General features: G+C 35.9%; 10 protein-coding genes and 2 pseudogenes. 9 read left to right on the top strand and 3 right to left on the bottom strand.

The window, feature by feature from the left end; genetic code table 11:
• Nucleotides 1–156: 156 nt before the first annotated feature.
• From J2Z32_RS06935 to sigK, 3 genes are all read left to right on the top strand, one after another.
• A complete protein-coding gene (locus J2Z32_RS06935; RefSeq protein WP_210088455.1) occupies nt 157–369 on the top strand; it encodes a helix-turn-helix transcriptional regulator in 213 nt (70 codons plus the stop codon).
• Entirely contained in the window at nt 362–688 is a 327-nt protein-coding gene (locus J2Z32_RS06930) for a hypothetical protein (RefSeq protein ID WP_210088454.1), read from the top strand. The genes J2Z32_RS06935 and J2Z32_RS06930 overlap by 8 nt, the downstream gene beginning before the upstream one ends.
• A gap of 293 nt (nt 689–981) precedes the next feature.
• Entirely contained in the window at nt 982–1,680 is a 699-nt protein-coding gene (sigK, locus tag J2Z32_RS06925; RefSeq protein ID WP_210088453.1) for an RNA polymerase sporulation sigma factor SigK, read from the top strand.
• Between the two features lie 217 nt (nt 1,681–1,897).
• On the opposite strand, the pseudogene J2Z32_RS06920 reads toward sigK, so the two are convergent.
• Nucleotides 1,898–2,161: pseudogene (locus J2Z32_RS06920) on the bottom strand (RNA polymerase subunit sigma-70); the annotation flags it as partial.
• Nucleotides 2,162–2,172: 11 nt separating this feature from the next.
• Nucleotides 2,173–2,343 (bottom strand): hypothetical protein, encoded by a 171-nt coding sequence (locus tag J2Z32_RS06915; RefSeq protein WP_210088452.1) that lies wholly within the window; start codon nt 2,341–2,343, stop codon nt 2,173–2,175.
• 403 nt (nt 2,344–2,746) lie between these two features.
• Here J2Z32_RS06915 and J2Z32_RS06910 point away from each other — a divergent pair, with 403 nt between their 5' ends.
• From J2Z32_RS06910 to J2Z32_RS06890, 5 genes and pseudogenes are all read left to right on the top strand, one after another.
• A complete protein-coding gene (locus J2Z32_RS06910) occupies nt 2,747–3,931 on the top strand; it encodes an IS256 family transposase (protein WP_210088451.1) in 1,185 nt (394 codons plus the stop codon).
• Between the two features lie 77 nt (nt 3,932–4,008).
• Nucleotides 4,009–4,635: a hypothetical protein gene (locus J2Z32_RS06905; protein ID WP_210088450.1), complete on the top strand. Its 627-nt coding sequence runs from the start codon at nt 4,009–4,011 to the stop codon at nt 4,633–4,635.
• An 18-nt stretch (nt 4,636–4,653) separates the two neighbouring features.
• The gene (locus J2Z32_RS06900; protein WP_210088449.1) at nt 4,654–9,351 is read left to right on the top strand and encodes an OmpL47-type beta-barrel domain-containing protein; all 4,698 of its coding nucleotides are present in this window, start codon (nt 4,654–4,656) and stop codon (nt 9,349–9,351) included.
• A gap of 677 nt (nt 9,352–10,028) precedes the next feature.
• Nucleotides 10,029–10,307, top strand: a pseudogene (locus J2Z32_RS06895) (sigma-70 family RNA polymerase sigma factor); the annotation flags it as partial.
• A 497-nt stretch (nt 10,308–10,804) separates the two neighbouring features.
• On the top strand, nt 10,805–11,518 hold the full coding sequence (locus tag J2Z32_RS06890) for a class I SAM-dependent methyltransferase (RefSeq protein WP_210088448.1): 714 nt from the start codon (nt 10,805–10,807) through the stop codon (nt 11,516–11,518).
• Between the two features lie 18 nt (nt 11,519–11,536).
• Here J2Z32_RS06890 and J2Z32_RS22700 read toward each other — a convergent pair whose 3' ends face one another.
• Complete coding sequence (locus J2Z32_RS22700; RefSeq protein WP_210088447.1) at nt 11,537–11,665, bottom strand: IS3 family transposase; 129 nt, start codon at nt 11,663–11,665, stop codon at nt 11,537–11,539.
• Between the two features lie 121 nt (nt 11,666–11,786).
• On the opposite strand from J2Z32_RS22700, the gene J2Z32_RS06880 reads away from it, so the two are divergent.
• A complete protein-coding gene (locus J2Z32_RS06880; RefSeq protein WP_210088446.1) occupies nt 11,787–12,527 on the top strand; it encodes a LytR/AlgR family response regulator transcription factor in 741 nt (246 codons plus the stop codon).

Genomic DNA, 12,527 nt, shown 5'->3' with positions numbered 1-12,527 from the left:
ATATGAATTAACAAGAGGGCTAACTTATGTTAGTCTTTTCTTCTTTCTAGAAAATGATTAGTACCTATTGTGCATTCCTTTTATTGACAAAATGTAATGAGGTGATTACAATTATAATGTAACGTATTAATTACATTTTGGAATGAGGGTATTACATTGATTGAAAATCGAATTAAAGTTTTGAGAGCTGAACGTGACTGGACGCAAGCAGATTTAGCAGAGCAGGTTGGGATTTCACGACAAGCGGTTATCTCCATCGAGAAATATAAGTATACGCCATCACTGGAGTTAGCCTTTAAAATCGCACAAGCTTTTAATGTATCGATTAATGAGGTATTTACAATGAGAGAGGATGAGAAAAATGTTTAGTTATCAAATAGTAATGGCAGTTTTACTTGTAGTATTGGGTATAGGACTTTTTGGTAATTTAGTTTACAAAGCTAATAAAAGTATTAAATATAAAAATGATGAACGCTGGCAATTCATTCAGAATAAAGCGAGTAGAGTCATATATTGGTATCAAGGTTTAATTACAGTAGTACTTGCGGTTATATTGGGTGTAGATTTATTTCATCCTTTTCAAAATTCTATTAGTATTGCAGATGCGGCCTTTTATATATTTATGTTATTGTTTCTTCAGCATGGCATTGAGTTAATTGCCTTGATGTATTGTGATAAGAAGTTATAGGATGGTAGCGTTTAAAAATTAATTTAATTAAATTTTCACGTGTTATGAAATTGAGATGTTTATATAGTTTGCTGTTTTATTTGCTTTAATATGGATAACTATGGATTTACAGCTTTATGTTATTTAATTGTGTTTAGTGATATCTTCGTTTTTTTCATTTACCCACTCATATTTTTCCTCCGTACATGCACTTCTAGGCTCCCGCCCACATACAATAAGATGACCGTGAACGATTAGGAGCAGCAAGAGTTTATTCCGAGTTCATTGTACATGTGCGGGAGGTGGCTTTAAAAATGCCTGGATTGTTCAGTGCAATCGCATTTTTCATTAAACAGCTTACATTACTTGTATCGTACGTGAAAAACAATGCGTTTCCCCAACCCTTAACGGAAGAGGAAGAGGCATTACATTTAAAGCGTATGGCTGAGGGGGATCCCATTAGCCGGAACCTGTTGGTGGAGCACAATTTGCGGCTGGTAGCACACATTGTGAAGAAATTTGATAATACAGGTGAGGACTTAGAGGATCTTATTTCCATTGGTACGATTGGATTAATTAAAGCCATTGAGAGCTTCCGTCCCAATAAAGGGACCAAACTTGCTACTTTTGCAGCTCGCTGCATTGAAAATGAGATTTTGATGCACTTAAGATCGTTAAAGAAGACCCGCAAGGATGTGTCCTTACATGATCCAATTGGGACTGATAAAGAAGGTAATGAAATTACCCTTATAGATATTTTAGGAACAGAAACTGATGAGGTTGCAGACCGAGTTGAGCTTAAAATGGAGAAAAGTAAAATATATCAAAACCTAGATATTTTGGATGATCGCGAAAAAGAGGTAGTCGTTGGCAGGTTTGGGCTTGAAGCGGGTGGGGAGGAACGAACACAACGGGAAATTGCTAAGGAGTTAGGGATTAGTCGTAGTTATGTTTCTCGAATTGAGAAAAGGGCGTTAATGAAGCTGTATCATGAGTTTTATAAGAAGAGATAAGAGAATAAAGATCTTATTTTCGATGACTCTCTGATCCCTGCTGGATAATGCACAACCGTTTGGATTCTTTCATGTGCACTGAATCTAGCCAAATAAAAACTGCGCCCCAATAGTTAGCAGATGTCTAACTATTGAGGCGCAGTTCGCTATGAGAGTGAAGGGAACGAGGGTTATATCAAGCAAGATTATTTAGATATATTTTACCTTTTTCCATTTAAAGTTCTACACGATGATCTACCTCATCCACTTCAGTCCCTAAAATATCTAGAAGTGTGATTTCGATTCCCTCCTTATCAACCCCAAGCGGATCTTGCATAGAAACATCTTTTCGAGTTTTCTTCAACGATTCTAAGTTGCATCAGAATCTCTTTTTCAATGAAGCGAGCAGCAAAAGTAGCAAGCTTAGTCCCCTTATTGAGGTTACAGCTCTCGATGGCTTTGATTAATCGATTGTACCAATTAAAATGAGATTCTCTACATCCCGTTCAACATCTAAGTGTTTACTTTAAATTGCTTTTTACCCGCACAGAAGGTTAATGTCTTGTCGTTGCGTGAGACAGTCATCGATTTTTCCTTCTTACTAAAGGAATGTTCCATTCCAAGTATATCTGCCTTAGTAGTAGGAATAGGTTTAATGTTTTGGGCTGCTGAAACGGATAACACAGGTAATACACAAAATGAAAAGGTAAGGACTAATCAAAAAAGAAAGTTATTTTTAGTTTTTTTTGTAAGTACACTTGTGTATTTTACAATTACTAATATTTTTACATGAAAATTTTATTTAATAGTAAATAAAGTGTTTGAGATACTTCAAAACAGTTTTTTTGTTAAATAGATTCGTTTATTTTTTACTTTGTTTATAATTTGTTACCCATTATTGAGAATTATAATTATTTTATTGATACCAACTTCAATTTTTATACAATATATTAAATAATTTTGAAATATAACCGAATATATGAATGAGAGCGTAAAATATTATGTGTAAATAGAAACCAATGAAAAAGGAAGACCTTTTCTTGTAGAATTGAGTTACCACACAACAATTCAAAGAGAGGTCTTCCCTATGAATCATTTTACAACAGAATTGGTTGAAGCACTAGTAAACAAACAGGATGTGACGGAGGTATTTCGTTCACACCTAGAATCTGCGATGAATCACTTGCTTGAAACAGAACTGACCAGCTTCTTAGACTATGAGAAGTATGACCGAGCAGGCATTCACTCTGGAAATTCTCGTAATGGTAGCTATACACGTACGTTACACACGGAATATGGAAATTTGCAATTAACCATGCCTAGAGACCGTAACGGCGAGTTCAAGCAACAGACGGTGGCCCCTTACAAACGCTCCAATGACACGTTAGAGTCCTTTGTGATCCATATGTTCCAAAAGGGCGTCACCATGACCGAGATTGCGGACCTCATCGAGAAGATGTATGGTCATCATTACACGCCTCAAACGGTTTCCAACATGACCAAAGTCATGGTAGAGCATGTCGATGCCTTTATGAAAAGACCCCTGTCCAAACGTTATGTTTGTGTGTATATGGATGCGACCTATGTTCCTGTCAAACGTGAAACCGTGTCGAAAGCAGCGGTCTATGTAGCGGTAGGGATTCGAGAAGACGGCTCCAAGGAAGTCATCACCTACTGCGTGACACCTCACGAATCTGCGTACATGTGGAATGAGTTGCTACAGGACATGAAGAAGCGTGGAACCGAAGAAGTCCTTCTCTTTATTTCCGATGGGCTGACAGGGATGGTGAATGCGATAGAGCAAGTATACCCAAAGGCAAAATACCAAGCTTGTCTCGTTCATGTGGCACGTAATCTTGCACATAAAGTAAGGGTGACAGATCGTGCTAACCTCTGTGAAGATTTTAAAGCCGTCTACCGCGCAGAACATGAAGCAGGGGGCAGAGCCGCACTAGAAGCTTTCAGTACCAAATGGAAAACAAGCTATCCGAAGGTGGTGAAATCCTTACAGGAGAATCCTAATCTATTTACATTTTACGGTTTTCCTCCATCCATCTGGCGAAGCATTTATTCCACCAACCTCATTGAATCCTTTAACAAACAGATTAAAAAATATACAAAGCGTAAAGAGCAGTTTCCACATGAAGAGGCATTGGAGAAATTCCTCGTCACCCAGTTTGAAAACTACAACCAACGCTTTGCTACACGGTGTCATCTTGGCTTCGACCAAGCTCGGGCTGAACTTGCAGCTATGTTCAATACCACCACCTAGCAACACCTTCTACAAGTTAAGGTTATTTTCATTTACACAAAATTCTTGACGCTGCCATATGAATAGGGAGGGATAGGATGAAGATATCCATAAAATTTATTTTGAATACAATAGTTAGTTTAGCTAGTTTTATTGGAGGAGTATATTTTTGTGCGTTGCTTATTTTCATATTGATAGGCCTACCAGGGGGAGATATCCCTTTTGGTTTTTCTTGGAAATCCGTAATATATATTTGTATGCTTTCTCTAATCTATGGAATTTCATTAAGAATACTATATATAAAAGTTGGTCATAAGATAGTTAAGCTTTCAATTTGTATATTTATAGCTGGAGTAGTATTTGGACCAGCAATCTTAACTAATTCCACAAATATTATAAATTTTTTTAGAACACCTTCACACCATACTCAATTAGAACTTAAAAATGAAATTCAAAAAATTATTAGTCGAAATGATTTACCATATAGAATTGATTCTAAAGAAAGTGAGGAGAGGACAAAATATGAAGTAATTAGGACTGTGATTTTAATGGTCAGAGAACAAGATGGGCAAATAAAGAAAAATGAAGTGAAAACACTAGCTAATGAAGTTAAAATACCTAATATTCGACTGGTTTTGTTTGACAAGAGCTTTAAGGATAGTATTGACATTATTGTTGATGAAGATAGAAGTATACGATGTGACCCATCAGAGTTTTGTAATTAAAGATAAAGGAGCTATTTTATGAGAGTTAATAAGTCACCCAATAAATTTTTTCTAGTATTTACTGTAATGATTCTAGTAATAAATCTTTTCTCAGATTTTATCTTTTTTTCTAATAAGATATACGCTGCAAGTGATAGTAGTGTTCGAAGCACAAATGTTTGGTCAGAAAAAAGTAAGGTTGAATTTGGTGAAATTATTAAAATACATTATAACTTAGATGATATTGACTCCCCCGTAAAAATAAATGTTTATTTAGATACAAAACTAGTTAGGGAAGATTATAATTATAATCCCTTTTTTTCAAATATTTATACTTTTTCTTCGAATGTTGGTGAAGGAATATTAAAATTTAAAATTATGCCGATGGATGGTTCAGGCTCTAGTAATGAAACTAGTGTAAAGGTATTTAAGCATAGAGTGGTACTTATTCCTGGAATTATGGCCTCAGAGATATATGCTGGCAGTGAAAAGGTTTGGATTCCGGATTGGAATTTCAAGGAGAATATAGAGAAACTGCAAATGACAAAAGAGGGTAAAGAAATTATACAACTGAAAGCTGGTTCACCAGATCCTAAATATTACAAGACACTACATGATTATTTAAATCAGCAGTTTCATGTCGTGGATTTTGGTTATGATTGGAGATTTGGTGCCAAAGTTAACGCTGGTTTATTAAAAAATAAAATTAACCAGATAAAGACTGACTCACCGGATAGCAAAATTTTTGTTGTAGCTCATAGTATGGGCGGGATTATAGCTACTGAATATATTAATCTTGGTTATGGAAAGAACATAGATAAACTTGTAACCATTGGTACTCCATATTTAGGTGCTCCTAAAGCCTCTTATATATTTGAAACAGGTCATCCATCAGGAAATTTTTTAAAAGATCAGTACATTAATAAATCTATAAAAAAAATAATGCCCAATATTTTATCTGCTTATGAATTGTTACCTTCGAAAAATTATTTTTCGTTAAATAATACATATTATCTTTCTCATAGTGTTAGAATAGGACCTCCATACAGTTCCAATTTTAAATCAAATTTTAAACAAATTAAACATGATAATTACTATTCGACAAAAAGTTATTTGAGTTCAAGAAAATGGTTAAATGACTCGATGTTAAACAGCGCTGAAAAATTCCATGATAATTTAGATATTATAAATAATCTTAATTCTATAGATTCCTACTATATTATTGGTGATAAAGTTAGCACTTTTGGTGGAATGAATATTAACGATGTGGCTGTCAACCAAACAGTTGGAGATGTTAAATCAATTCAGGGAGATGGAACTGTACCTGTAATTAGTGCTAGTGTTGGTAATAAGTTGAATTCTAGTAGAACATATTACATTCAGGAAGAACACTCTAAATTACCAGGGAACGTTAATGTTCAAAAACAAGTAGAAAATATCCTTCTTGGAAATCCAAATAAATTATCTCCTAATATTAGAAAAACAAGTGGGAAGACAAAATCCTTAAAAATTAAGATTGAATGTCCAGTTGACTTAAATGTATATGATAGTGCAGGAAATCATTTAGGTGCTACAGGATCAACTAGCTATGAAGAGAATATTCCATTTGGAAGTTATTACACAGATGGTGAAACGAAAATTGCTCTTCTAAATGATGGTGATTATAACGTTAAATTAAAGGGAACAGGTTATGGAGAGATGGTCTATTCATTAGTATGGGTAGATGAGAATGATGAAGAGGTAAAGACAGTAAGATTCGACGAAGTTAATGTTACACCTAATTCTGTGTTTACATCTAAAACAAATGCTGATGGACAAATTAAACTAGAAATAGATGAAGATGGAGATGGGAAATTTGACCAAACTATTATTCCATCTGTAGAACTAGATCCCTTAGGAACTCAAGATGAAATTAAACCAACTATTGATTCAAATATGCTTGGTATTAAAGGTGTAAATGAATGGTATGGTAAAGGTGCTGCATATAAACTAACTGGTCAAGATAATGAATCAGGAATATATAAAGTTTATTATGATTTAAATGATTCTGATTTCAAAGAATATATTGACCCTGTTCAGTTGCCCGATACAGGAATATATCATTTTAAGTCTTTTGCTAGAGATAAAAATCGAAATGATTCAGAAATTTTGACTGAAACGATAAAAGTAGATACAACTAACCCAACAGTTCCAATTATGGATGTTGAGCCACTAAAATGGACTAATCAATTCGTTAAGATTACTTTGTCTGGTAGTCAAGATGCAGATAGTGGCTTTCAAAAATACCAATATAAAATAGGGGAAAATGATGAGTGGAAAGATTATATTGATCCTATAATTATAGATACAGAAGGGCTGCATAATGTATTTGCTAGATCAGTTGATAATGTCTTTAACAATAGTGATGAAGTAACAGGTGAAGCAAAAGTTGATAAAACTAATCCTACCCAACCTGAAGGTCTTGCTACATATTTGATGCAATCTAACAAAGTGGGGATTTCATGGAGCCCATCTAGAGATAACGTTGAAGTTACTAGTTATGATCTTTATGCAAACTCAAAGTATATAGGTAGCACTACTGATTGTAAATATTTATTTAAGGATATTGCGTCAAATACAAAATACACTTTTTCGGTTATTGCAAGGGATGAAGCAGGAAATTCTTCTAGTGCAGGTCAGTTTAGTATATTAACACCAATTGGTTTAGTTGCTGGAGAGAATCACAGTCTACAGATAAAAGCAGATGGTAGTGTGTGGGCGTGGGGAGATAACCGAAATGGTCAATTAGGAGATGGAACGAAAACATCGAAAACAGTAGCTGTGCAGGTAAACGATCTGAGTGATGTACTTTCTGTAGCAGCAGGAAGAGACCATAGTTTAGCCTTGAAAAGGGATGGAACTGTATGGAGTTGGGGGTATAATTCAGCAGGTCAGATCGGTCATGGAGTTCGATATGGAACATATACTAAGCCAGAACAGGTGGAAAATCTGACAGGGGTTATTGCAGTGATGGCGTATGATTCATCGAGTTTTGCACTGAAAGATGATGGCACGGTATGGGCTTGGGGCTATAATGAGGGTCAGTTTGGGGAGACAAACTATACGAGATTCACAATGTCACCAGTGCAGGTACAGGGGGTAAGTGGAGTTAGTCAACTGACAGTAGGAACAAGTGGGACGTATGCACTGACTAGTGGAGGCACAGTGCTAAGATTGTCTAATAACTCCGTACGCCAAGTACCAGGCTTAAGTGGTGTGGTTAGTATTGCGACTAGGTCCAGTTATAGCACTGGGTTACTGGCATTGAAAAAAGATGGTAGTGTGGAGCTATGGGATGGAACCAATGCACCAACCCAGGTGATGGGTCTGAGTAATATTAAAGCTATCGCTGGAGGAGCAAATAGTAACTTTGCTATAAGTGAAGATGGTAGTGTGTGGCACTGGACCCTCAAAACGCCTACTAAACTTGCAGGAATCAGTGAGGTAAATGCTATTACCTGTGGAAGAGATTACGTAGTGTTAAGTAAAACGGATGGTAGTGTATGGGCATATGGTAGTGTAAATCAGGTAGGGCAGTTGGGTGATGGTAGTACTACGCCTCATACAGCACCAGCAGAGGTAAAAGACAATGAGGCGCCAAAGGTGACGCTAGTGTATCCGCAGGGGACGAAAGAGGTTCCAGAAGGAAGTAATGTTAGCCAGCCATCCATTGAGTGGAAACAAGAGGATGCAGCATTGACAAATTTTGCAGCCTACCAGGTAGAGATTATGGATGACAATGGTGAAATAATTGTAGACTCTGGGGTAGTGAACAAGGCAGTAACAACGAATACAAATGGATGGACAGTAGATCAGGTTTTACCTTCAGGGAAAACTATGCAAGTACGAGTCAAAGTGTATGATGAGCAGTACTGGTCAGAGTGGTCTGAGGTTGGTTGGTTGAAGGTACAGGATCTTATGGAGTATAAACAAGATGGTAAGAGTCAAATCACACCAGAACTTCTTAAGGACGATGAGGATATAGAGGTTAGTCTGATTTATCCAATAGGGACTAAAGATGCTCCAGAAGAAAGCAGTGTTAGTAAACCATCTATAGAGTGGAAACAGGAAGGTCTTGAGATAAACAACTTTGCAGCCTATCAGGTCCAATTATTAGATGGAGATGGAGTAGTAATTCTAGATTCTGGACTAGTTGAGCAAGTAGTAACTACTAAAAATAATTCATGGCAAGTGGATCAAAATCTCCCGTTAAATATACCCTTGCAGGTACGTGTAAGAGTATACAACAGCCAGAATTGGTCAGAGTGGTCTGAAGTTGGTTGGTTGAAGGTACAGGATCTTATGGATTATAAACAAGATGGTAATAATCAAATCACACCAGAACTTCTTAAGGACAATGAGGATATAGAAGTTAGTCTGATTTATCCAATAGGGACTAAAGATGTTCCAGAAGAAAGCAGTGTTAGTAAACCATCTATTGTGTGGAGACAGGAAGGTCTTGGGATAAACAACTTTGTAGCCTATCAGGTCCAATTATTAGATGGAGATGGAGTAGTAATTCTAGATTCTGGACTAGTTGAGCAAGTAGTAACTACTAAAAATAATTCATGGCAAGTGGATCAAAATCTCCCATTAAATATACCCTTGCAGGTACGTGTAAGAGTATACAACGGCCAGAATTGGTCAGAGTGGTCTGAAGTTGGTTGGTTAAAATATTTTAACTTTGTTGAGGGATAAGAATTAAAAAATCTACAACAAATAACAATTAGTAGCATACCTAAAATACATTCAGGAAGTAATACAACTATTACCTTAATGATTTGTGATGAAGATGGATAGCTAATACTAGTATTAATGGTTTATACAAAGTAATATATCTGGATATTATAGAAATAGGATATATAGGATTGTTAGTTCAAGACTCTATAATTGTGGATACTATTTTTTCAAAAGGATTGCTGACTAACTTGTAATGTTAATTAAACCTTCAGTTCATAATCTAGTAATTGAGTTACAAGGATATGAACCTAATACACTAAACCTTGAAGATAGGTAATCAGAAAGTAATAATTTTTATTGTTAAGGTCAGCTGAAATCTTGGCTGACCTCTTCATTTTTGATACTAACTCATAATGAGTAATTTCACGTCAAGTAATTACTTGCAGTATTTGAAAGAGAATACATGCTGTTTTATCCTCTGTCCGTTATATAAATATTGCTTTTTTAAATTACATTGTTAGATTTTTCAGACAATAAATGATTTTCCTCCCTTATAAAGATGTTTGTCGTATTTGTAATGGCAGGTTAAAGTTTATTCAAAACTGGCCGATATACAGCGGGAATATAACGAGGTAAAAATCTTTATAAACAAAGAGGAAATTCATATGAAAAATCATGTCTATAATACATATGTTAATGAAATTACATTAATTGATATTTTAGGCACAGAATCCGATGAGGTTGCAGACAGTGTTGAGCTTAAAATGGAAAAAAGTAAAATATATCAAAACCTAGATATTTTGGATGATCGCGAAAAAGAGGTTGTCGTTGGCAGGTTTGGGCTTGAAGCGGGTGGCGAGGAACGAACGCAAAGAGAGATCGCCAAGGAATTGGGGATTAGCCGTAGCTATGTGTCTAGGATTGAGAAAAGAGCGTTAATGAAGCTGTATCATGAGTTTTATAAGAAGAGATAGTGAATTTGATATTGAAAATGAATAAGGATGATCAAGTGGACAATTGTATGGGGAGTAGGATAGGAATACAATTTTAATACTGTTGGGGCAAAGGCCATCTTTTGGGCGAAAAAGATGGCTTTTTGTATAGAGATTAGATTATAAATCTTCAGTTGGTTTAAAGTTCAATATACACTATCTTCCCATTATCTAATTTTAGTTTCAATATTTTAGTAGATTCACTGGTGTTTTTGCTAAAATTCAAAATCATAGGTATATTGAAATTAGAACCGATGATTAGGTTGGAAATAACTTCTAGGACAGATTCCAAATGAAAGAGAATCGAACTAATAAGTCGCTATCTAAAGGGAAAATTTTGTCGTATAAGTAAATAAATAGTAATCTATATAATATAACATAGATAATAGAGTAAAAATCGCGTGGTCGTAGTTTTAGTGCTCAATGTTTTAGAGGTAGTATGGAGACCTGAAATGTAGAAAGGGCTGACCTTTACGGTTATGAATCGCATTCAAACGATTAGATCCAAAGAAAAAGCTTATCATGATCATTGCTATGACAAGTATGCTTTATTTGAGCAGGGCTCTTGGTTATATAAGCCGGTGCAAACTATTTTGAATTTATTTTCAACCTTTGAGGACCTGAAAGAAATTAACATGCTAGATTTGGGCTGTGGTGTAGGGAGAAATAGCATACCTTTAGCAGAAGCATTAGGAGATCGTAATGGTAAAGTGGTATGTGTTGATTTGTTAGAATCGGCTATTCATAAATTACAACTCAACGCTGCAAAGTTTAATGTCACTAACAAAGTGGAATGTGTTTTAAGCGACATTGCCAACTTTTCTATTGAAGCCGGACATTATGATTTTATTTTTGCGGTATCAAGCTTGGAGCATTTAGATTGTGAGTATACGTTTAATAATGTTGTTGCAAAAATAATGCAGGGCACTAAGGCTAAGGGAATTAATAGTTTTATCATTAGCACCAATGTATCTGAACGAAATATAGATTCAGGTGAGAAAATCGAACCTATGTATGAATTGAATTTTGAAACACATTATTTAGTGGACAAGCTTAAAAGTATTTATGAAAATTGGACATGTGTGAAATATGATATAAAACCTTATCAAATAGAAATAAATAGAGATGGAATACCTATTTTGCTTAAGGGAGATGTGCTTACATGGGTAACTTTAAATGAATGGTCAAAATAAAGACCTTCAAAAGTTTTTTTAATTAAATATTTTCTCCTGGTGGTTTGCATTGTCAACATGAAATCGTTGCTTGTTGAACCAGTTGATATAATCGTATAATTCCATCTCTAAATGACGAAGGCTTCGGAATTCCTTTTGGTTAATCATCATTCGTGGAATGGACTTTTAATTAGGAATATCGGCAATTCGTAAGGGGTTACTTATATATTCGTAAAGAGGTGGACCATTTGTAGATGGTAACTTTTTTGTTTAAGAGAGGAGAAATCATATGTACAGAATTGCTATTTGCGATGATGAGGAAAGAGAGAGGGAGAAGGTAAGAGGGATGCTGGTCGCTCTATCCGTCAAAAGCGGGAGCGACTTCGAGGTGGTAGAGTTTGCTTCCGGCGAGGGGTTAATCGCGCATTACGAGAAGGAGGAGGCTCCTTTCCATATCCTCATTCTTGATATTGAGATGAGCGGCTTAAACGGTATTCAGACTGCGCGCAGGCTGCGGGAAATGAAGCGGAATCACGAACAAATTGTTTTTCTGACGAGCTACGCTGAATATATGCTGGAAAGCTTTGACGTGGTTACTTTCCAGTATTTGATGAAGCCGATTGAGCCAGAGGTTTTCGAGAGTAAGCTGCTGAGGCTGTGTCGGTATTTCGAAGAACGGGATCAGGATATTTTAATTATCAAATCGGCATATGAGGAATTTGTGCTGCGAATCGAGGACATTGTTGCCATAGAAGCGGCTAAAAGCTTGACGGTGAAGGGAAAGCTGAAATTTACGACGGTGGGTGCCGTTTATGACGGTCGTGGATTGATTTCGCAATACGCAGAGGCATTAAAAAGCAGCAAATTTCTGCAGATTCATCGCTCGATTCTTATCAATCTGCTTCACGTGCATAAATTTTCAGGGAACAACGTAGTGATGTCTAACGGACTGGAGCTACCGATTGGCCGCTCCAAGAGTAAGGAAGTTAAAGATGTATGTACCAAATTTATGGTCATGAAGGTGGATTGA

This window comes from Paenibacillus turicensis (assembly GCF_017873435.1).
GTDB lineage: Bacteria > Bacillota > Bacilli > Paenibacillales > Paenibacillaceae > Fontibacillus > Fontibacillus turicensis.
This window is presented reverse-complemented; position numbering and strand designations above follow the sequence as displayed.